The organism is Bacillus sp. FSL P4-0248, from assembly GCF_038593305.1.
GTDB lineage: Bacteria > Bacillota > Bacilli > Bacillales > Bacillaceae > Bacillus > Bacillus safensis.
The window spans coordinates 291,409-312,992 of sequence record NZ_CP151983.1 but is presented as its reverse complement, the minus strand read 5'-3'; the positions used below and the strand labels follow the sequence as shown (position 1 = coordinate 312,992).

General features: G+C 43.2%; 20 protein-coding genes. 3 read left to right on the top strand and 17 right to left on the bottom strand.

All coding sequences use genetic code 11. From position 1 onward, the window contains the following. Positions 1-215: 215 nt before the first annotated feature. Positions 216-1,646, bottom strand: a complete 1,431-nt coding sequence (locus NST65_RS01685) for a YfcC family protein (protein WP_024424344.1) — start codon at positions 1,644-1,646, stop codon at positions 216-218. Between the two features lie 153 nt (positions 1,647-1,799). Here NST65_RS01685 and NST65_RS01680 point away from each other — a divergent pair, with 153 nt between their 5' ends. After that, on the top strand, positions 1,800-2,927 hold the full coding sequence (locus tag NST65_RS01680; RefSeq protein ID WP_111927568.1) for a M20 peptidase aminoacylase family protein: 1,128 nt from the start codon (positions 1,800-1,802) through the stop codon (positions 2,925-2,927). Between the two features lie 48 nt (positions 2,928-2,975). Here NST65_RS01680 and NST65_RS01675 read toward each other — a convergent pair whose 3' ends face one another. The 15 genes from NST65_RS01675 to NST65_RS01605 form a co-directional block, all read right to left on the bottom strand. Continuing rightward, positions 2,976-3,698: an SDR family oxidoreductase gene (locus tag NST65_RS01675; protein ID WP_034283231.1), complete on the bottom strand. Its 723-nt coding sequence runs from the start codon at positions 3,696-3,698 to the stop codon at positions 2,976-2,978. A 110-nt stretch (positions 3,699-3,808) separates the two neighbouring features. Next, positions 3,809-4,561: an alpha/beta hydrolase gene (locus NST65_RS01670; RefSeq protein ID WP_065215364.1), complete on the bottom strand. Its 753-nt coding sequence runs from the start codon at positions 4,559-4,561 to the stop codon at positions 3,809-3,811. Positions 4,562-4,668: 107 nt separating this feature from the next. Continuing rightward, positions 4,669-5,550, bottom strand: a complete 882-nt coding sequence (locus NST65_RS01665) for a glycine betaine ABC transporter substrate-binding protein (RefSeq protein WP_034283229.1) — start codon at positions 5,548-5,550, stop codon at positions 4,669-4,671. After that, the gene (opuAB, locus tag NST65_RS01660) at positions 5,550-6,395 is read right to left on the bottom strand and encodes a glycine/proline betaine ABC transporter permease subunit OpuAB (RefSeq protein WP_034283343.1); all 846 of its coding nucleotides are present in this window, start codon (positions 6,393-6,395) and stop codon (positions 5,550-5,552) included. Before opuAB ends, NST65_RS01665 begins: the two co-directional genes overlap by 1 nt. Positions 6,396-6,405: 10 nt before the next feature. Beyond that, entirely contained in the window at positions 6,406-7,674 is a 1,269-nt protein-coding gene (gene opuAA, locus NST65_RS01655; protein WP_034283228.1) for a glycine/proline betaine ABC transporter ATP-binding protein OpuAA, read from the bottom strand. Between the two features lie 399 nt (positions 7,675-8,073). Continuing rightward, complete coding sequence (locus tag NST65_RS01650) at positions 8,074-9,168, bottom strand: toxic anion resistance protein (protein ID WP_034283225.1); 1,095 nt, start codon at positions 9,166-9,168, stop codon at positions 8,074-8,076. Between the two features lie 14 nt (positions 9,169-9,182). Beyond that, entirely contained in the window at positions 9,183-10,799 is a 1,617-nt protein-coding gene (locus NST65_RS01645; RefSeq protein WP_041116552.1) for a YceG family protein, read from the bottom strand. A 70-nt stretch (positions 10,800-10,869) separates the two neighbouring features. Further along, positions 10,870-11,685 (bottom strand): HAD family hydrolase, encoded by an 816-nt coding sequence (locus NST65_RS01640; protein WP_111927569.1) that lies wholly within the window; start codon positions 11,683-11,685, stop codon positions 10,870-10,872. After that, positions 11,682-12,791, bottom strand: a complete 1,110-nt coding sequence (locus tag NST65_RS01635) for a cysteine protease StiP family protein (protein WP_111927570.1) — start codon at positions 12,789-12,791, stop codon at positions 11,682-11,684. Before NST65_RS01635 ends, NST65_RS01640 begins: the two co-directional genes overlap by 4 nt. Next, positions 12,784-14,115 (bottom strand): phosphoribosyltransferase family protein, encoded by a 1,332-nt coding sequence (locus NST65_RS01630; RefSeq protein ID WP_046313743.1) that lies wholly within the window; start codon positions 14,113-14,115, stop codon positions 12,784-12,786. Before NST65_RS01630 ends, NST65_RS01635 begins: the two co-directional genes overlap by 8 nt. Further along, positions 14,105-15,292, bottom strand: a complete 1,188-nt coding sequence (locus NST65_RS01625; protein ID WP_111927571.1) for an HpcH/HpaI aldolase/citrate lyase family protein — start codon at positions 15,290-15,292, stop codon at positions 14,105-14,107. Before NST65_RS01625 ends, NST65_RS01630 begins: the two co-directional genes overlap by 11 nt. A gap of 99 nt (positions 15,293-15,391) precedes the next feature. Next, on the bottom strand, positions 15,392-16,171 hold the full coding sequence (locus NST65_RS01620; protein ID WP_034283214.1) for a TerC family protein: 780 nt from the start codon (positions 16,169-16,171) through the stop codon (positions 15,392-15,394). Positions 16,172-16,310: 139 nt separating this feature from the next. Further along, positions 16,311-16,889, bottom strand: coding sequence for a TerD family protein (locus tag NST65_RS01615; protein WP_007498343.1), 579 nt, complete (start codon positions 16,887-16,889; stop codon positions 16,311-16,313). Positions 16,890-16,928: 39 nt separating this feature from the next. After that, a complete protein-coding gene (locus tag NST65_RS01610) occupies positions 16,929-17,510 on the bottom strand; it encodes a TerD family protein (RefSeq protein WP_039176267.1) in 582 nt (193 codons plus the stop codon). A gap of 20 nt (positions 17,511-17,530) precedes the next feature. Beyond that, positions 17,531-18,133: a TerD family protein gene (locus NST65_RS01605; protein WP_034283211.1), complete on the bottom strand. Its 603-nt coding sequence runs from the start codon at positions 18,131-18,133 to the stop codon at positions 17,531-17,533. Between the two features lie 406 nt (positions 18,134-18,539). Here NST65_RS01605 and NST65_RS01600 point away from each other — a divergent pair, with 406 nt between their 5' ends. Together NST65_RS01600 and NST65_RS01595 are read left to right on the top strand one after the other, a co-directional pair. Further along, the gene (locus NST65_RS01600) at positions 18,540-19,532 is read left to right on the top strand and encodes an LLM class flavin-dependent oxidoreductase (RefSeq protein ID WP_034283209.1); all 993 of its coding nucleotides are present in this window, start codon (positions 18,540-18,542) and stop codon (positions 19,530-19,532) included. A gap of 210 nt (positions 19,533-19,742) precedes the next feature. After that, complete coding sequence (locus NST65_RS01595; protein ID WP_098677396.1) at positions 19,743-20,783, top strand: acyltransferase family protein; 1,041 nt, start codon at positions 19,743-19,745, stop codon at positions 20,781-20,783. 20 nt (positions 20,784-20,803) lie between these two features. Here NST65_RS01595 and NST65_RS01590 read toward each other — a convergent pair whose 3' ends face one another. Further along, positions 20,804-21,583: a glucose 1-dehydrogenase gene (locus NST65_RS01590; RefSeq protein ID WP_111927572.1), complete on the bottom strand. Its 780-nt coding sequence runs from the start codon at positions 21,581-21,583 to the stop codon at positions 20,804-20,806. Between the last annotated feature and the right edge of the window lies 1 nt (position 21,584).

The following is a 21,584-nucleotide window of genomic DNA, read 5'->3' as shown; positions in this document are numbered from 1 at the left end:
ATCTCATCCTCCTGAGTAAAACTAGGCTGTTTTTCTTATGTGAAGTATTTCACATTCATATTGTGCAACATTTCACAAACTTTTGCAAGGGGACTGCTCAAAAAAAATATGTAGCGAATTTGTGAACACATTTATTGTGCTTTCAAAGCGCCCGCTCCATACATATTTCCACAAGAAAAAAGCTGCCAAACGCTCGTCGGCAGCTTCCTACATATTTAATAAGGTCCCCAGTTGATCATGACCCCGATACAAATAAATACAAGACCGATGACAAACCAAATGAGGGCAAGCGGCACCATAAAACGCAGCCACTTTACATAAGGAATACCACTTGCAGCAAGCACAGCCATCAACACACCGGAAGTCGGATTGATACAGTTGACTACCCCTTCGCCAAGCATCACTGCTTCTACAGCTACCTGTCTTGTGATACCCATTAAATCAGCGAGCGGCGCAAGAATCGGGATAAAGACAACAGCTTCTCCTGATCCTGATGAAATCAAAAAGTGAAGAAGCGCACTCGCAATATACATCCCGATCGCACCAGCGATTGGACTAAAGCCTGTCAGCATACTCGCCAAGCCGTTGACCACTGTATCAAGCAGCTTCCCATTTTCTAAAATGACCGAAATACAGCGTGCCATCCCAACAATAAGTGCGCCGTAAACAAGGCTTTGGCACCCGATAATAAACGTTTTCGCAATATCATTGGCCGCTAAACCGCCGAGCAGTCCAGCAGCGATAGCCATAAAAATGAACACACCCGCCATTTCCTTATCGGTCCAGCCAAGCTGAAGTGCGCCATATAAGAAACCTCCAAGTGACAATCCGCACACTGCTAAAATCAGCTTATGTCTGCCAGTAAATGCAGGCTTGTCCACAGATTCCGCATCGGCTCCGCCAAGCCCCTTAGCAGGAAACCATTGATCGCCAAGAATGCTTCCCTTTTCTTTATTCTTCAGACGTCTTGTATATAAATAGATGTACACAATACTAGAAATAAGAAAACAAAGATAAATAATGACACGCAGGCCAATTCCGGAAAAGATCGGCAGCTCTGCAATCGTTTGTGATAAACCTAATGGAGATGGAGATAAAATCGTTGCGTTAAATCCTGCATAACAGCCGATGTATATGACAGCCGCTCCTGCTACAGCATCCCATTTCAAGGATCGTGCTACAATGATGCCGATTGGAATAAACCCAATGACAGAGTTCACGACAATTCCGGTCGTTCCAAGGACTGAAAATAATCCCCCAACAATACAAATAAACAATAATTGCTTCGTTTGAAACCGGCTGATGACATGGTGAATCATCCCGTTAATAGCACCTGTCTTCTCCAGAATGGCAATGGTTCCGCCCGTAAATAGAATCAGAAAAATAATAGAAGAGGACCCTACCATTCCTTCTTGTATCGCTGTAAAAAAGCCAACTGGACTCACTGGTGATTGATCAATACGGTGATAGCTGCCAGGAACGGCTGTTGTGATCTCCCCAGATGTCTTTCGGTCAAACTCACCCGCTGGTACAAAATACGTTGCTATCGTACAAATCAGTGCAATCATAAATAAGAGAACATACGCATCTGGCATTTGAAGTTTTCGTTTTTGTTTCTCTGGTGCTGATACTGTCGCAGTTTTCATGTGTCAAAACCCCTTTGTCCCGATCGGAATTTCACTTAATTTTCAGAATAATCAAATGATGTGTTATATTATAAACACTGTTGATATTTAAGAGCAATATTATTTCATTAAAATAATGTTTTGGCAGATTATCTGTCAGCAAGGAGGCTTCTCATGACAACTTTGACAAACGAAATGAAACAAACCGTGACAGACATCTTTGAACACTTGCATGCCCACCCAGAAATCAGCTGGGAAGAAACAGAAACGACCGCTTATATTGAAGATATATTGAAAAAATTGGGCTGCAAAACTCAAACATTTGACGACTGTACAGGGGTGATCGGTGAAATTGGAGAAGGCGCACCAGTGGTCGCTGTGAGAGCTGATATTGATGCACTTTGGCAGGAAGTAGATGGTGAGTTTAAAGCCAATCATTCATGTGGCCACGATGCACACATGACGATGGCTCTTGGCACCTTCATGGCATTAAAGGAAAAAGAACGACCGAACGGCACGATCCGTTTCATCTTTCAGCCTGCTGAGGAAAGAGGCGGCGGTGCGCTGAAAATGATTGAAAAAGGTGTGCTCGCAGATGTCGATTACTTATATGGCGTACATGTGCGCCCAATTCAAGAAACATTAAACGGACGCTGCGCGCCTGCTATTTTGCACGGATCAAGTAATCATTACGTCGGCACCATTATTGGCGAGGAAGCGCACGGTGCACGCCCACATCTTGGCGTCAACGTAATAGAAGTGGCTTCAACTCTTGTGCAGAGACTCGCGCATATCCATGTCGATCCAAGAGTCGCGCATTCTGTCAAAATGACCAATATACATGCTGGCGGGGGCAGCTCAAACATCATCCCAGGGAAAGCTTCTTTTACATTAGATGTAAGGGCGCAAACAAACGAAGTGATGGATGAGCTAGAAAAAGAAATTGAAAGAGCCGTTCATTCTGTAGCGGATGCCTTTGGCGCTTCCATTACACTTTCAACAGACCATCGTCTGCCTGCCGCCACCTTAAATGAGGAAGCTGTCCAGATCATGTCTCATGCAATTGAACAGGTTTTAGGTAAAGAACAGCTTGATCCCCCGATTGTCACAACAGGTGGAGAGGACTTTCACTTTTACGCAGCAAAGCTTCCGCATATCAAATCCACGATGCTCGGTTTAGGCTGTGATTTAAAGCCCGGTCTTCATCATCCGTATATGACCTTCGACCGCTCTGCTATCTTTACTGGCATTGAGATTTTGACCGAGGCTGTCTATCAAACACTCCAGCAGCATTCATCATAAATGAAAAAGCCACCCGCCTTCTCTTCAGGGCGGGTGGTCTGCTTTATATTACGCATTCAGATCTGCCATGGCTGGAACGTTGATTTCTTTCACGCAAGATACCCTTGATAAATGAATCACACATCTCGCAAGCTCCACAATATCCTGAACAGGGATTCTCGTTTCATCATAAAGAGTGATGGCCTTTTCGGCTCCATCTTCATACGGAACCTCCGCCGCAAGTTCTCCTGGATTGATACAGGTGACGGATATTTTATCTTTCCTCACATGCTCTCTCAGTGCATTCACAATTCCGCGCAGGCCAAATTTAGATGCAACAAACGAGACCTGCGGCAGGTTCGTATGATCGAGACCCGCCGTTGAGCCAATGACGATGATTTTTCCATTCTCCGATTTCCTTACGTGAGGAAGCAGTGCCTGGATGTACGTAATGGTTGAGGTGACATTCACATTGATTAAATGTGCAATATCCTCTGGCTGATCGTGATCAAAGGAATAATCGTCTTCAAAGCCTCGTTTTTCCCATAAACCGACGTTATAGATGAGTACATCAATCGTCTTGTTCTCAAGTGCTTCGAGCATATAAGGGATATGTGTTTGGCTTGATAAGTCGATTTTCAGCCAAATTCTATGTACACCGTCATCTATGTTCAAACTGCTTGGTTCACTTCGCGACACAATCCAAACTGTATCTCCACTTGATGGAAGACCCTTTACAAAAGCATCTCCTAAGCCTTGACTTGCACCGAATATGATATAGTTTTTACTCATAGCTCCTCCTTCTAGGACACACAAACTGTAAGCGTTTTATACCTATATCATACAGATTCTAAGAGACCGGCGCCCCTTTTATGCTCGTCTTCACTTATTGATTGGCGCAGCTACTGGATTTCCTTTAATTCGACTGGTAATGCACGTGCCTCTATAAAGTTTATGACCATTTCTGTAAAAAGTTCTTTCTTTTCAAAAGTAAATGTATGCCCAATACCGGGAACAACGACGCCTGTTGCCTTCGGATGTGAATTCGTTATTTTTTTTGCTGACCGTTTCATGATGCCTTTTTCTTTTTCTCCCACTGTGACAAGAATGCGTGCCTTCGCTTGCTGAAACGTGTCTGGGAGCTTGTAATGGAGGTTTTCCTGAAACATCGTAAGAAGGGTTTTCTTTTGCAGATGTTTCGATTCCGCCGCATAATGATGCAGTACATGTTGCGGGAGCCCCATCTTTTCGGCTTGGAGCTGAATAAACCAATCTTTCTTTAATAATGGATACGTCAGTGGCAAAAGGGGCCTCACCATGAAGTGGAGCCATGGCAAAGGCATCACAAGAGCGCTATTGATAACGGCTATGTCTACGATATCCGGCTCTCTTGATAACACATCAACGGCAATCTGCGCACCTAAAGAAAATCCAATCAGAATCACTTGACGGCCATTCGCGTTTTCCTTGATCCATGAGATGACTTCACGGGTGCTTTCATTCATTGAAAATATCTGTTCTTTTGCTCTTGTCCCGTGTCCAATGAGATCAGGGGCAAAGCATTCATACGTGTTTTTCAATATTTCAACCTGCTCCTGCCACATCCAGCTGCTTACTCCTCCACCATGCAGAAAAATCATGATTGACTTATCCATCGCCCGACAACTCCATCCTTCTATATAAGAAAAAAGCAGCCGCTTTTTGAGCAGACTGCTTTTTCAACATGCTCCCTTCTATTATAAGGGAACCACTACATCATTGACTATTTTTTCAAATCCTCAATGGAGTTTACGTTCTTCATATATGTCGGGACAACTAGCCCCATTCGAAGACCTTTCATACTTGTACCAAGGTCATCATATTTTCCTTTAAACTTCGCTGCATACGTTTTATGCGTATTTGGCAGCCAAGCGGATAATGATGCATCCGCACTTCCGGTTGCAATTGCTGTCCACATCGGACCTGCTTCAACCTGAGTCAAAGTTACTTTAAACCCGAGTTCACGCAATACTTCTGCTGCAACATTGGTACTTGCAATCTCACTATCCCATGCAACGTAGGCAAGATTCACTTTTCCACCATTCGACTTTTTCACGCCTTTTGTCCATTTCGCTACTTGGTCTTTATGTTTTTTCACATATTTTAAGGCGGCATCCTTTGGTTTCACACCATCTTGGATATCAATCATGACTTCGCCCATGTCATCTTGAGACCATTTAAACTGACTAAGCATTTTAGCTGCTTCCGGCTGATCCTTCGCAAAGCCTTTACGTGAAATCGTATGAATTTCTTCCGCTTCACCGTAAGATTTTTTTGGATCATCTAAATATTTTAAATCATAGCGGGAAAACATCCAGTGTGGATTCCAGCCAGTGATAATGATTGGTTTTTTACGGTCGTATGATTTTTTGAGCGTTGCCGTCATGGCTGCACTTGATGCAGACACAACCGTCCAATCCTCTAAGCCATAATCCTTTTTGGCCTGATCGGTTAGGGCCATAATACCTGAACCCGGATCAATCCCAATAATCGTTTTATTGACCTGCTGTGCTGCACTTGCATTTGAATCCGATTGTGCACCGCAAGCGGCTAGTAAAAAGACGAGCAGGGCGGTCATCCCAATGTAGAGAGACTTTTTCCACATTAAGCATTCCCCCTGGTTTTTTTCGTTTTAATATTTTGTGTAATACGGTCGAGTGTAATCGCCACAATAACAATGGCAATACCTGCTTCAAAACCAATACCTGTTTTCAGCTGCGTTACCGCACTATATACTTCTGAACCAAGTCCTGGTGCACCTACCATTGCGGCAATAACGACCATGGATAGAGCCAGCATGATACTTTGGTTAATACCAGCTAAGATGGTTTTTGTTGCAAGTGGAAGCTGAACTTTGAATAAACGCTGGAATGTCGTTGAACCAAAAGCTTCAGTTGCTTCAATTAAATCCGCTGGTACTTGTTTAATACCGAGAATGGTCATACGAATCGTTGGCGGCATGGAGAAAATAACCGATGCCACAACCCCAGGAACAACCCCAATGTTAAAGAAAAAGATCGCTGGTAATAGATAAACGAATGCAGGCATTGTCTGCATTAAATCTAAAATAGGTGTCACAATTTTACGCACAGTTTCCTTCTGTGATGCCCAAATACCGATCGGAACCCCGATCACGATAGAAATGACCACAGCGGTCAGAACGAGCGCAAGTGTTTGAAGCATTGGATGCCAGTAGCCTAAATAGTCGATCAGTAAAAATCCAATAAGTGTGAAAAGAGCAACTCCTCTTGTACTGATCCACCAAGCAATGCCGGCAAAGATAAGGGTTAAAATAATGGATGGAATGACGCCAAGTGCAGCTACAATTCCATTTACTGTTCCAGCTAATCCATTTGTGATGCCATCAAAGAAACCACCAAACGTTAATGTTAACCAGTCAACAAATCGATCGATATAATCCGCGAACGGAATTCTAGGTAAATCACTCATACTAAACATCTTATTCTACCTCCTGTGCAGAAGGCTCTTGTGTCTTAATTTCCTCTAGCTTGTTAGAAGACATGTTGATATATTCATCATTACCTGATAATGCACCAATCAATGCACCTCTGACCACAATGCCCTTCATTCTGTTTTTCTCATCTACAACTGCAATTGGAATGTTTGCCGCATCAGACACTGCATCAAAGATTTCTGTTAAATACGTTGATTCCAATACTGTGGTAAATTCTTTATCAAGAACAGTTTCAAGCGACGCTCCCGTTTCTGCTGCTTTTTTCGCTGCTTGTGCAGAAATAACACCTAATAAATGCTTTTTCTTATCTACTGCATAGATAGACGAAATCCCAAGGTTTTTCATGAGCGTAAGCGCAACACGGGCTCCTTTATCGATCTGAACTGTTTCTGCACGTTTCATAATATGACCAGCGGTTAATACTTTAGAAAGGTCAACATCTTCAACGAAGCGTTCAACATATTCATTCGATGGGTTCATCAGAATTTCTTCTGGTGTTCCGATTTGAACGATATTTCCGTCCTTCATGAGTACAATGCGGTCACCAATACGAAGCGCCTCATCTAAATCATGGGTAATGAAAATGATCGTTTTTCCTACAGATGTATGAAGCTCAAGCAATTCATCCTGCATATCTTTCCGAATTAATGGATCTAGTGCGCTGAATGCTTCATCCATTAATAAAATGTCAGGGTCATTTGCTAAAGCACGTGCCAATCCAACACGCTGCTGCATACCACCACTTAATTGATTTGGGTATTGCTCTTCAAAACCTTCAAGTCCAACAAGCTTTAAAGATTCAAGCGCTTTTGATCTGCGCTCTTCTTTATCTACACCTTGCAATTCAAGACCATACTCTGTGTTCTCAAGAATTGTACGGTGCGGGAACAATGCGAAGTTTTGGAAAACCATGCTGATCTTTTTCCGTCTGACTTCACGCAATTGATCCTTTGACATATTTGTTATCATATCCCCATCAATATATATTTCACCGGAGGTTGGTTCGATTAACCTGTTTAGCATCCGCACAAGTGTGGACTTTCCGCTCCCTGATAGCCCCATGATGACAAATATCTCGCCGTCATAAACATCAAAATTTGCTCGATTGACACCAACAGTTGCGCCGGTCTCTTTTAGGATTTCTCTTTTTGTTTTCCCTTTTTCAAGCATTTGAGATGCTTTTTTAGCATTTTTACCGAAAATTTTAGATACATTATTTATCTTGATTTTGATATTTCTCTCTTCAGAATTCATATTTTCCCTCCAAATTAGCATCTTTATAACCGTAACATAAGCGTTATGATGCGAACAATCTTTAGAATTCGCTTATTTCCCCACAATATGTATGAATTCCATATAGAGGTCTGGTCATTAGAGTTTATACGCCGTATTACTCGTAAATCCTATAGAATGCTTCATAAACTACATATTTTACGGGGTATTTCCTCTCATCAGACAATATTTTACTGGAAATTCCTAATTGTACTAAAAAATAAGTCGAATCCTCGTTATAGCGTTTTTTTGAATCATGGGCGAACCATTCCCCTGAACAGGATTTACCCGAAAATGGTCACATAAAAACCTTTTTTCTCAAATTTTATTTAAATTCATAAAAAAACTGCCTGCAACTTTAGTTACAGACAGCTTGTTTTTTTAGGACTCCAGGGCAGCCCGCTTAATATTATCTTGAAGCTCAAGCATACGTTTTGTTCCATCTTCGCGTAATCGCTTGTTCTCTTCTTCGATCTGTTTCGTCTCTTTCATCCCTTGTACAATTGTATTAAAGGAAGATTCGATCGTTTCAATGTCGATGCTTGGACGGCCAGATAATTTGGCAATCTCCACACTTTGACTTGAAATGTTTTCAGCATTTCGTTTCAGCATTTCATTTGTTCTTCTATCCAGCTCACTCATAGAATCAGCCACAAGCTTTTGTCTCTTCGCTGTAACAGCTTGAATGATCCCATTTTTGAAAATTGGAATCGTGATGATGAAGGCAGAGTTGATCTTCCCGATTAATTTCGTATTCCCGCGCTGAAGCAAACGGATTTGCGGTGCTGTTTGAAGCGCCACCATTCTTGCCATATCAAGGTCATACACACGCTCTTCAAGCGCTTGAATGCCATTACGAAGCGTATCAAGCTCCATCTGCGCCAGCTGGTTTCCACTAGCTGCTTTTTCTTCATATGAAGGAACCAATTGCTTTAATTCTTCGATTTTCATTTGACCGGCTACGACATACTTTTCAAGCTCCATATAGTATTGAATGTTATGCTCATACATTTCTTCAAGCGTCACAGTCGATTTGGTCATTTCATCTTTATATTTACTAATTTCTACATTAATTTTTTCAATCTCTGCACCGAGGGTTTGATATTTACTAAAAATCTTTTCAATCATGCTGCCGCCGCGCTTAAAGATTTTTGACAACAAACCACCCTTCGGTTCGTCAAAATCATTTTTATCAAAGCGATCCATAATCTTGCCAAGCTGCGTCAGCATTGTTCCTGAGTCAGTGACACTTGTTGAACGCATCATTGAAAGGATACGATCAGAGAACTTAGAGATTTCAACGGCCGGCTGTTTTCCGTATTCAAGAAGTTCAAGCTGATTTTTCGCATCGATCTGTCTCGCAATATTTTGCACTTCTGGTTCATTTCGAAGCTGAACGCGAATATCGTCTGCTTTCTCAATCGTGATTTCCTCTTTATCAATTGAAATGATGTCATTTCCGTTTGTATTTGTCATAAGCTTTGATCTCCTTATCGGTTTTTAATGGATTGAAATAACTTTCTAACGATGGACGGCTCTTTAAACTCCTGGTTCATGACCATCTCATCAAGCCAATGAGTATCAAATAATTGGTCATCGATATACCGTTCGATACACTGATATCCCGCCGGATGATATACGAAGAGATCCACACCCATTTCATTTAGGAAAATCAGGGCGGCCGCATCAGAGCGAGTCAGCTCACCATTATATTCCGTATGGTATAAAATCACTTTCGGTACGGTTTGTGCGTAATCAAAGGTTTGAATCAGTTCAATGAGATCCTGGCTTAAATGCAGAACCTGCTTGAATAAATAAATACGGACATCTAATTCGGTTTCATTGCCTTCTTTTAATAGCTTCGGATGCTGACAGATTCGAGATATCGCCTCTGCAATCGCACGCTGCGTACCCTCATATAGATGAGAAAACTGCCACACATTGCTTTTCATTAATAAGTCAGGATCAATCTCTCCAGCAGAAGAAAGTGCATGCTGATAATGAAATTGATAATTCGATGTCACTTCTTTCGTAAAAGGAAAATGGCGAATGGTCTTCGTCTCTTTCCCTTCCATTAACGTGTGAATGCGATCCCAGTATTCACGCTTGTCTCGTGTGACACCCATCATTTTCGCAAAGAGATTTGGAATCTGTATCGTGTCCCGGTCTGCTTTGAAATTGGGGCGGATAAAGGATCGTTCCTTTGCAATTAAAAACAGCTCATCATACGTTGTCTTGAGTGTAATGGAATGAGGAGTATGATCTCTGAATTGCCACGGCTTATAGAGCATTGAATCTTCCGTGTGAAGCACCTCTTCAAGCTCTCTTGTCGAGCGGTACGCCACCGTTGATTTCCTCTCAGGCTTTTCAGCAGGGAACGGCTCAAGCTTTGAAGTTCCCGGGTACTGATCAATAAAAGTCAGCTTTTCTTCTGGATCTAATTCGCGGAACGAATCCTTGCCTTCTGGATGAAATAGGACAACATCACAGCCAATCAGCATGACATAGTAAAGAAAATAAAGCTGACTTTTATTCGCCTCTCCATACCAAATGACAGCCGGCATTTTTTCTTCGATATTGACTTCCTTCAGCCATGGACCTAGATGATTATTTGAAAACTTCACGACATCCAGCAGGACCCGGCGGAAATCAGGATGCTGAAATCCACCCTCGTGCAGCTGCTTGAAATGCTCAAACACCTTGATCAATGAAAGACGGATATGCCGGTTCATCACAGGGTTTGGATGGCGTACAATCAGCTGTTCACCATCTAAAAAAGCCACAAAGCGATTTACGGACAATCCCTTTTCTTCTTGGTTAATCAAATGAATACGCTGCAGTGCTTGAAAATGCTCCGGCTCAATATGGCGATTGAGTGTTTCACTTAAAATATGCATGCCGTCTGTTTCGTATAATTCATGTAAATAAATAAAATAATCGGTTGCATCATGCGGAGTTCCAAGGACCCGGGCGGCGAGACGCGGCAAGGACAACGTATGCTCGTCCTTTACATAACCGTCTCTTTCAGGGAGCGGCTTTTTCAGCACGTTTTTCCAGGCTTCCTGCTCCGCCCGTGTATGGGTGACATTGATTTCTTTATAACTCACGCCGCTCCTTCCTTTCTCCTATATTTTCTCGAAAGCTACTACTATCATATCATTCAGCCTTCTACTTCTGCTATCGAATCGAAGGCTTTTTTACGTTCATCATATGCTTGATGACACAAGCGGTGATTTCATCTGCTGCGGCCATGCCAGATGCTGCTGTCGGCTCAAGTTCTGGATGAAAGCCGAGAACTTCTCCATGTCTTGGGGCAAAGCCCATATCTGACTGACGAATGAGCCCCGCATCTAACAGGGAATCACCCGCACCATAGACGTATTTTAGCTGCAGCCTGTCCTTTAGAAAAGCAACAGCATCCCACTTATTAAGCGGCTGTGGAATAAAATAAAGCTTCCGCCCCTGAAGAGAAACCTGCCAGCCTCTCTCCTCGCCCCACAGCTTCAATTCAGCAAGCGGAATGTGAGATAGATACTCCTCTTTCATAATCAAATAAAGGAATCTTCCCTCTGCTGTACGGGTACGCTTCACCCATGCCGCAACTGGAAGCTCGGAGATCGCCCTCAGCATCTCTCTGACTGGCATACACTCCCTAAGTCTCTCATCAACAATGGCCTGCCAATCCTCAAGCGGCTTGCCATGATGAAGAATACAGCCCCCGTTTGTTGTGACAGCATACTCCGGTTTAAGCTCTTGCTCAAAGAAGGTGATTCGTTCATACTGTGCAGTTGTTCTTGTCGTCACTGGAATGAACCAGCCTGATTGATGAATCGTCTGCAAAGATTTTTTCGTTTCAACAGACATATAGGAAAGCGGCCTTTCGTCCAGCACCTCAACTAAATCGTACTCTCCTTCATACGCATACTGCTCAAGCACTCGATGTGAGTAAATCAGCGTCCGGTCTAAATCACTGGCAAATGCATATGTCTTCATGACGTTTGCTCCAGTGGACGAATTAATCCACAGCACGTGTAGGACATATTGGCATATTCAATGACAGGAACACCTCTGTCCTCAGCCAAAAGCAAAATATGCTTCAGCTTCTCCTGAGATCCAGGCTGAATTAAGATTTTCCACGGGATTCTTCTAAGCAGCACGCGGGTCGTCTCACCAACACCCGGCTTAATCAAATGGGTATTTTCAATTTGAAACTCCTGACCGATTGCTTCAATGGATGCCATTCCCCGCCAATCTGCCGGCGTCCCCTGCGTAAGGATGGTTTCTGCTTTCTCTTGTACATTTGGTTCAAGGCTGGAAAATGCTTCTTCAATCGTATCCACATACAGATTGGACACATCCTCATCGAGCAGCTCTTTATAATACTTTGCCCCATGGAAATCATCGGCATTGATCCAGCGGTTGTTTAGTACCGTACGACTGACAAGTCCAGACACCGTCGAATTCAGGCAGGCACTTGGAATGAGAAAGTCCTCTCTCGTTCCGTATACATGTGTACAATAGCCGGGGTCTGCCAGCACAGCCAGCTCACTCGAGAGACGTACACCATACTTTTTTTCAAAATCAAAAACAGCTTTTTGGAGCTCTTTCGAAATCGCACCTTTTCCAGTCCATCCATCGATAAAAGCAATTTCAAAACCTGGATGTACTTTCAGCATATAATGCAGTGCATTCTCGTCTATTCCGCGGTCGCGAATAATAGAGATGCTGTAATGAGGCAGATCGACACCATACGTCTTTCGAATATATCGTTTGATCAGCACCCCGATCGGTGTCCCCGCACGCGCCAAACTGCAAAGCACGGTTTGGAAGCCTCGCTTCTTCACAATCTGTTCTGCTACAACAGCTACTGCTTCTGCTACCTTTTCCTTACTTTCTTCAAGAGATTGATAGAATAAAGTCATATAAGATGCCGTTGGTTTGTACTCAATTGGCAGCATTTCTGAATAATGTGCACCGCTCTGAATTGAACGCTCCCGCTCTTCTGTACTTTTCTCCATCTCAATAGAGGATAAATCTTTGAGTAAGAAGGTTACATCCTGCTCTGGATAGCTCCCCATCTTTGTATACACATTAGCCATTCACCTTCACCTCGTCTGATAAAGTCACAATATGCACATGCTTCACATGCCGCTCAGCAAATAAGTGAACAAGCGGAAGCAATGCCTCCTGAGAAACCTTTTTCTCAAAAAAGAGAAATACATCATCATATTCACCTTTTGGAATGTTGTACACGTAGTGCTGAATTCGGGCATCCTCTGGATTCATAAAGGTAAACCCATTTTGGACAGCGTATCCATCCTTTTCGACTGGGTGAATAGGACTTCTCGTTGTTGAATGAAAGAGAACACCTTGCCCCATGTGTGCAGACAGTCTCATCGGCACATACATCAGCTCACCTGTCCCTAAGCAGAGTGTTTGTTTTCCTTTGCGTTCCTGCCGCAGCCTCAATCCCGCTTCAGCAGCTGCTTGGTCGAGCGCTTCCGTATCTGCTGCCTTTAAACCAAAACGGCCCGTTTCATGTATATATGGCGAATGACCCGCCGAATTCGCTGCATGAGAAAATGAATACGGCACTTGCTTAAAGAAAGATTGAAGAGAGTGAAAAGAGAGACTTGGCTGATTCTCTTGCTCCGCAATCTCATACGAATAAGCTGGCTCATCGAGCGTTTTGCCTCGAAAAATCATCTGCCCTTTTAATAAAGACAATGATGTAATGTGAATTCCAAGCTCTTCTTCAAGCTGGCACATGGCTTTCTCATGCTCCTCCGTCCGCCAGTCCAAAATGGAAAGAATGGTATAAGAATGCCTCGGGTACTTTGCATGAAGGTCACGAATGATGTTGATATTTGTACGGCCTGTCGTGACTTCATCATCTACTAACACGATGGGGCGGTCTGTGCGAAGTAATGCTTCGTCTGCATAACAAAGCTGATCTGTTGCATGCGAATGTTCTTCTTCAAATACCAATGACGGATCAAGACCCAGCAGCTGTTCACGTGTCGTATGAATGTATGATGCGCCTTCTATCACATCATACACACCATGTCCAAGGGCTGTTGCCGTTTCCGCAAAGCCGATGACGACAGGCACATTGCCAGCTGAAAGCTTTTCTTCTTTGAGTGTTTCATAGGCTGCCGTTAACACCGTGTGATCATCCGTCTTGAGTGCCTCGACGATAAGATCTTGGTGCGGGGGCGTCTTTCCCGTTTGCGCTTTGGCATATGCCATCGCTAAAAGACCCGAGACAAGAAGCGGTTTTACTGGATGAACAGGAATATGCTTTCCAAGCACCTTACTAACGAATAAAAAGGCTCTTTTTTTGTTCACCCTTGCCGCCATCTCAAAAAGATGCTCTTTTTCCAGCTGAAGCGCACCTTCTTTGAGGTCAAGCTCAACCTCCATATGTTCCAAGATGTTCAGCGTATGCCGCTTCTGATTCTGTGAGTATGTCGATATAGCTTCTATTTTCATGAAACACCCCGTAAATGTCTGACTTAATTAATATGTGCTCTGCCCACCTGTAATGGGGCTTCGTTTCATTCATCTTATTAGAAAAGGCACTCTTCATCACGCCAACTGTACCGTCAGCATGTTCCAGAATGCTTAATGCATCCAAGTACTCTTCCTTTGTCACAACGTACATGCTTTGAACTGGCTTGAGATGTGTTGGATGGATCACTGTCTTTCCATGTATGCCGTTGGCTACATCGAGTCTTGTCTCTTTGAGTAAACCTTGTACGTCATCGAATTCAGATAAGGGCAGCTCACCGCCCTTAGAGAGCGCACGGATGAAAGGTTTTTGCTCCTTTCGTGCAGGGCCAAAATGCTCCCATACAGCACCTGATACAACAAAGGAACGGCCAAAATAATTGATAATATCTGTGATCAAATCAGCAATCAATCTGATTTCATAAATGGTGGTGTCGCGATCACGGCGAATGCCATATAGGCCGCAAAGATCCGTTGCCCCAATACGAATATTCAAAATATATTCTTCATCATTCAGCATGATCTGCTTTAACTCAGACAGCACCGTATATCTTGTTTCTTTTTCTAATAAATCGGGTGTTTCCAAAATGGGCATACCGTACAGCGTTGTCTTCGTTTGTGCGGACGCCTGTTTCAAGCTGTCCAAATAATCCTTCGCATTATGAATAGAACACTTTGGAAATACAAAACCCGTCAATAAACGAAGAGATGAACCAAGCAAAGCTGCCATTTTGAGGAGCTGCTTCGGCGAACGAACCCGGATAAATAAAAGCGGCATTTGTTCAGCCATTTCAGGTGTATGCGTTAATTTGTCCGACAGTTTGGCGAGTTGTACCACTAGATTCTGTTCAGCCATTTCCACTTCTTGATCACCGATGGCATCCTCTAAACAAAATACAACAGAGCAAAGCGCTTCATATTTCTGCGACAGCAGCATGTCTGCTATATCCTGTCTTGTCGCAGGCATATACAAAGTAGCACCTAATGCATGCGCAAGTAAGTGCCTTGGCGTCATCAAATGCATCGCCCCCGGCCGTTTGAAAAAAATATCACGCTGCCTCGCCTCTGATAAAAACTGAAAATACCGCATGCTGTGCCACCTCCTGTTGTTGAGAGAAAATCGAACAAATGACTTGATGATTCAAAAAAGGATGGAGCCGCTAATCAACTCCATTCCTTTTTGATCGTCCTATTCTTCTTTTGAAGCCGCAGCTTCGTTTGTCACTTCTTGATGTTTCTTCTTATTGATTTTATGAACAATAAACGTTCCGATAAATGCTAGGATAATAATCGCAAAGAATACAAGATGCGGGATTTCAATGTGAGCAGCACTCAAGCCCATTTTGATCGCAATGATCCCGATGAGAATAAACGCTGTATTCTCGAGCTCTGGAATACGGTCAATGAGAACAAGGAATAACTGCGCGACTGTACGCATCATGAGAATTCCAAGCATTCCGCCTAATAGTAGAATCCATACTTCCTCAGATACAGCGAATGCTGCAAGAATACTATCAACCGAGAAGGCAAGGTCCATAATTTCAACAGAAATAACGGTTGCCCAGAACACACCAAAGACACGAACCATCCAGCCTTCTTTTTTCAGTTCCTTCGCTTCATCATCGCCGTCACCTAACCAGAAGTGCTTAATAACAAGCCATGCTAAGTAAGCAGCTCCGAGGACCTTAATCCACCAGAACTTAATAAGCAGCATCCCTACGCCAATGAATAGAAAACGGAAGAAATAAGCGCCAATTAATCCGTAGGTTAATGCCTTTTTACGCTGCTTTTCTGGTAAATGTTTCACCATTACAGCTAATACAAGTGCGTTATCTGCAGATAACAATCCTTCAAGCACGACAAGCGTCCCAATAAGCCCCCAAGAGACAGGGTCTGTTAATACCTCTGCCCACATATGCCAATCAAAAAACGAGGCATATGTATCCAACATATGTTTCAAAATGTCCAACTGGTTTTCCTCCTATAAGTGTAGAAGCATCAGCAGGCTTTCGCCTGCTGCTATTCTTGATCGCTGTTTCTTTCTCACTTAGGAAAGGCCCTCATATGAGCTTTTGACAGCACCTCTTGAATTGATTTGTTTCTCTTATTTACACTTCTAACCCATAATTTTGACAAAGAGCTGCAAGTCCGCCAGAGAATCCGCTTCCGATCGCGTTAAACTTCCAATCACTTCCGTGTCGGTACAATTCACATACCACAACAGCTGTTTCAATTGAGAAGTCTTCCCCTAAATCGAAGCGAATCAATTCTTCCCCGCCCTCTTCATTTACAACACGAACAAATGCATTAGAGACTTGTCCAAAATTTTGGCTGCGCGCCTCTGCATCATGGATCGTAACTGTAATTCCGATACGATCAATGTTAGCAGGAATTTTCGAGAAATCAACGAGAATTTGCTCGTCGTCTCCATCTCCCTCACCTGTACGGTTATCACCTGTATGAGTGACACTGCCGCTCGGATGCTGAAGGTTATTATAGAACACAAAATCTGTATCTTGCTGACAACGATTATTTGCATCCACCAAGAAAGCCGAAGCGTCCAAATCAAATTCGGCTCCGCCAGAATATTTATTCGTATCCCAGCCAAGACCGATCATCACTTTCGTCAGCCCTGGGTTGGTTTTGGTTAAATCGACACGTTGTCCTTTTGAAAGCTGAATCGCCATATTCGTATCTCTCCTGTCTTTGAAAATAGGAAGTTATCGTTATCCGATATCTAAGCCAAAGTCCGTTGCAATGCGGGCAAGACCGCCTTGATAGCCTGATCCGACAGCTGAGAATTTCCATTCCCCGCCATGACGGTATAATTCACCTACAATAATGGCTGTCTCAATTGAGAAATCCTCTGCCAAATCGTAGCGAATGAGTTCTTCATTCGATGCTGCATTTAAAATACGTACATATGCGTTAGACACTTGTCCGAAATTTTGACTGCGTGCTTCTGCATCATGAATCGTAATGACAAATGAAATCTTCTCAATACTTGCTGGTACAGCTGCAAGGTCAACATTGACCTGCTCGTCATCTCCGTCCCCTTCGCCAGTGCGGTTATCGCCTGTATGTACGACACTTCCGCCTCCGCCAGTTGTTTGGTTGTAAAAGACAAAGTCAGATGGAGAGCTTGCTTTACCTGCCGCATCTAAAAGGAATACACTTGCGTCTAGATCAAAGTCATGTCCGCCGTCATACTTATTGACGTCCCAGCCAAGACCGACGACTACTTTTGTTAAACCCGGATTCGTTTTTGTTAAATCAATTTTTTGGCCTTTCGCTAAAGAAATTCCCACTAGGAACCTCTCCCTTCTGTTTAAATATAGTTTCTCGTAATATCGGCAAGCTTCGCATCATTTGTACCATTTCCAAGCGCCGCAAACTTCCACTCATTCTCGTGGCGATAAAGTTCTCCGACGATTAACGAAGTTTTTCCTGCATAGTCATCTTTTAAATTATATTTCACTAATTCTTGATTGTTTGAACGATCAACGATGCGAATGTAAGCATTTTGAATCATACCAAAGTGTTGGTTTCTTCTAAGGGCATCATAAATGTTGACGACAAACACCAATTTATTCACATTACCCGGCACCTTGCTCAAGTTGACGAGGACTTGTTCATCATCTCCGTCTCCTTCACCAGTCAGGTTGTCACCTGTATGCTCCACACTGCCGCATTTGCTTTTTAGGTTGCCAAAATAAATCAAATCTTTATTTTCCGTAAACTTATCATTTTTCAGCATGAGCACTGAAGCATCACAGTCAACATCAGCGCCGCCTCCGCCGCCAAACAGCTTCCCTAAAAATCCGCCGCCTTTTGATACAGGGTCCCAGCCAAGTCCAACAAGAATATTTGTTAGCCCTGTTTTCCCTTTTGTTAAATCAATACGTTGACCTTTTTCTAATGTAATCGCCAAATCAATCACTCCTCCAGCATAATAAAAATCTATTTATTAAGCGATGGACCCTATTAAAATCATCATACATGAAAATTCGACAAAATTCATGAAATGACATTGGAGCCTCTTACTCTTTTTTCTATTTACTAGTATATACGATCTATGTTCAATATAGGTTTCAAACACTTTATATTTTTTTAACGAAAGATGCACATTGGAAATGGTTCATATCGTTAATGAAGTGTTTCATGTGAAACATTGTCGAAAGTTCCCGATGAACAGCTCTTGCTGATAACGAGTGTATTGATGTGGTTTCATATGTTGATATAGAAAAGATAAAAGCAAAGGATAAACCCTTTCGTTTCCTTCCACCTATGGATTTCTTTATACTTATATTCAGCATGTTGATGAAAGGATGTTGATGATGCCATCACTTCATATATTAGATCAAGTCGCCATTCCTAAAGGTCAGACAGCGCAGGAGACATTGATTCACACAACGCAGCTGGCTCAGCTGGCTGAAACGCTTGGATATGAACGCTATTGGTTTGCTGAACACCACAGCACAAGAGGGCTCGCTAGTACAGCGCCTGAAATATTAATGGCTCATATTGCGGCTCATACATCAACCTTGCGTACCGGATCTGGCGGCATTTTACTTCCTCAGTACAGTCCTTTTAAAGTAGCAGAGGTCACGCGGCAGCTTGAAGCCCTTTATCCTGGACGGATTGAGATCGGAGTCGGCAAATCTCCGGGCGGGATTGAAAGGACGAGACTCGCTTTGACGGACGGCGTGCATAAAGACCTGTCTCAGTTTGACCGCCAGCTGAAGGACCTTCTTTTTTACTTATCAGACAGCCTGCCTTCTGGCCATCCGCATGCAGGCGTGAAAGCTGCTCCGCTTGTTGATGCTCATCCGCCGGTTTGGCTGCTTGGGCTGGGAGAAAATAGTGCCATGCAGGCGGCGGAGCTTGGAATCAACTATATTTTTGGCCACTTTATCCATCCTGCACGCGGCACACAAGCATTTGAGACGTATCGATCACACTTTTCTCCATCCGTCTTTTCCAGCCAGCCACAATCTATGTTTGCCATCTTTGTCATCTGCGGTGAAACCGATGAAGAAGCAGACAGGATCGCCAGCAGTACAGATTTATGGCTGCTGCGTGTTGAAAAAGGACTGGACAGCCGCGTTCCTTCTATAGAAGAAGCAAATGCCTATCACTACACCACACAGGAAAAGGAAAAAGTGCTGCAAAACCGCCAGCGGATGATTGTCGGCTCAAAGGAAACGGTGAAAGAGCAATTACAGATCTTGATGGACCGCTATCAAACGGATGACATCATGATTCTGAACAATTCCTTTGATCCGATTGAAAAACAACGTTCCTTCAAGAGAATAGCAGAATTATTTTGAAGCCAGCTTTCCAGGCTTCTTTTTTACATTGTCATAAAAAATGGGAAATGTAACATCAAGATGTCAAAATCCTTCCGTCTGTCATCTGATCGCAAATGTGTCTTCTAATCGTTAGCGAACTGTAAACGCATAAGAGGTGTACCTTTTATATAGTAGAGGTATATATTCAATGACCGGTTTACGCCGCTGAGAAAGAAGGAGATGACAGACATGAAAAAGAGACTCGATTGGGTAGATGCAGCTAAAGGAATTGGCATTCTGCTCGTGGTCATGGCGCATGTGCCCATTCCAGATTCGCTCAAGCAATTCATTTACTCTTTTCATATGCCGCTTTTCTTTTTACTATCAGGCATGATGTTTCGATCATCCTCATCCCCTGCTCTGTCATTTATTCAGAAAAAAGCCAAAAGCTTACTCTTGCCCTATCTCTATTTCTCCATCATTACGTATGTATTTTGGTTCTCTGTTACCCGCTTCTTCGCATTCAAGGGACAAACGGATATTGACCCTTTCGTTCCGTTTACAGGTATTTTCATATCCAATGCAGATGAAGCAAGACTCACACATAACCCAGCGATTTGGTTTTTAACAACGCTCTTTTTAGTGGAAATTTTATTTTTCTTTATGCATCGTCTTTCTAAAGGAAAACCCGCTGCCGTGATCTTGCTGACTGTTCTTTGCGGAGGTGCTGGATATGCCTCTACCTTGCTTTTAGATCAAAGTCTTCCTTGGAACGCCAATGTCGCCTTGACGGCTGTTGTGTTTTATTCAATTGGATTTTTAGCAAAGCAATGGTTTGTGGAATTAAAAACAGATCCAACCCTTCTTTTATGTACAGGTCTGCTTGTGCTGACGGCTTACATGCAGAGCTTTAATTCACGGATCGATATGCGCGTCAACGACTACGGTGATCTCTTTATTTTCTATGCATGTGCTCTACTCGGTTCAGCTGCCGTGATTTATTTAAGCTTTAAATTGAAAACTTCCCCTATTTTGACGTATCTAGGGCGAAATTCTATTGTCATTCTTGTCTTGCAGTTTGCCGGCATCGATATCATGAAAGCATTTGTTTTTTATGGACTTGGTATCAATATTGCTGATACAGCACAGCTCTCTTGGACACTTTTTTATACGATCGGCACATTGCTGCTCATGGTGCCATGTATCTCCTTCCTGAGCAAGTATCCGATGCTGCTCGGCAAAACAGCCAAAGCCGCACAACGCTACGGACAAAAAACATCCGCCGGATGAACAGGCGGATGTTTTTTGGATTAATCATTGATTTGAGAAGGATAAAGTGTCATTCCGCCATCCACAAATAAGGTGGTGCCTGTGATATATGCCGCTTCCTTAGAAACGAGGAATGCAGCAGCGGACCCAATCTCCTTCGGTTCACCAAAGGTTCTCATCGGAATTTTCTCAAGCTGCTTTTGTTTTTTCAATTCATCCTGTAAATCATCATTCGATTCGGTTGCCATGGTACCCGGCGCAATCGCGTTGATTCGAATACCTGCTTCGGCATAATCAAGAGCCAGCGTCTTCGTCATCATATTCATTCCGCCCTTTGAAGTGGAATAATGAACATTGAACGGGCGCGGAATTTCCTGATGGACACTGGAAATGTTTAAAATGGACCCTTTGATGTCATGCTCCATCATATAGGCGATCGCAGCCTTTGCGCCTAAAAATGCACCTGTGATATTCACATCGATGACGTTTTGCCATTGCTCCAGCGTCATCTCATGCGGCAGCGCTTCTTCGCCGTTGAAGCCTGAATTATTGACGAATACATCTACTGTACCGAAATGCTCCAGTGCTGTATCCATGATGGCTTGGATGCCTTCCTCTTTGGAGACATCTGCGTGTACTTTCACCGCCCCACCTCCGTGCTTCTGAATGGCTTGTACGGTCTCTTCAGCTCCATCTTCATCGCCTTTATAGTTCACAACCACATTCATTTCCTCTTGTCCAAACCGCAATGCGATCGCTTGTCCAATTCCTTTTGAAGAGCCTGTGACAATGGCTGTTTTCCCTTTTAAATCTTGATACATC

Bases quoted from the DNA above. Each gene is read 5' to 3' on its own strand.
- NST65_RS01685 (WP_024424344.1), bottom strand. From the start codon at position 1,646: ATGAAAACTGCGACAGTATCAGCACCAGAGAAACAAAAACGAAAACTT.
- NST65_RS01680 (WP_111927568.1), top strand. From the start codon at position 1,800: ATGACAACTTTGACAAACGAAATGAAACAAACCGTGACAGACATCTTT.
- NST65_RS01675 (WP_034283231.1), bottom strand. From the start codon at position 3,698: ATGAGTAAAAACTATATCATATTCGGTGCAAGTCAAGGCTTAGGAGAT.
- NST65_RS01670 (WP_065215364.1), bottom strand. From the start codon at position 4,561: ATGGATAAGTCAATCATGATTTTTCTGCATGGTGGAGGAGTAAGCAGC.
- NST65_RS01665 (WP_034283229.1), bottom strand. From the start codon at position 5,550: ATGTGGAAAAAGTCTCTCTACATTGGGATGACCGCCCTGCTCGTCTTT.
- opuAB (WP_034283343.1), bottom strand. From the start codon at position 6,395: ATGAGTGATTTACCTAGAATTCCGTTCGCGGATTATATCGATCGATTT.
- opuAA (WP_034283228.1), bottom strand. From the start codon at position 7,674: ATGAATTCTGAAGAGAGAAATATCAAAATCAAGATAAATAATGTATCT.
- NST65_RS01650 (WP_034283225.1), bottom strand. From the start codon at position 9,168: ATGACAAATACAAACGGAAATGACATCATTTCAATTGATAAAGAGGAA.
- NST65_RS01640 (WP_111927569.1), bottom strand. From the start codon at position 11,685: ATGAAGACATATGCATTTGCCAGTGATTTAGACCGGACGCTGATTTAC.
- NST65_RS01635 (WP_111927570.1), bottom strand. From the start codon at position 12,791: ATGGCTAATGTGTATACAAAGATGGGGAGCTATCCAGAGCAGGATGTA.
- NST65_RS01630 (WP_046313743.1), bottom strand. From the start codon at position 14,115: ATGGAGGTTGAGCTTGACCTCAAAGAAGGTGCGCTTCAGCTGGAAAAA.
- NST65_RS01625 (WP_111927571.1), bottom strand. From the start codon at position 15,292: ATGCGGTATTTTCAGTTTTTATCAGAGGCGAGGCAGCGTGATATTTTT.
- NST65_RS01615 (WP_007498343.1), bottom strand. From the start codon at position 16,889: ATGGCGATTCAGCTTTCAAAAGGACAACGTGTCGATTTAACCAAAACC.
- NST65_RS01600 (WP_034283209.1), top strand. From the start codon at position 18,540: ATGCCATCACTTCATATATTAGATCAAGTCGCCATTCCTAAAGGTCAG.
- NST65_RS01595 (WP_098677396.1), top strand. From the start codon at position 19,743: ATGAAAAAGAGACTCGATTGGGTAGATGCAGCTAAAGGAATTGGCATT.
- NST65_RS01590 (WP_111927572.1), bottom strand. From the start codon at position 21,583: ATGTATCAAGATTTAAAAGGGAAAACAGCCATTGTCACAGGCTCTTCA.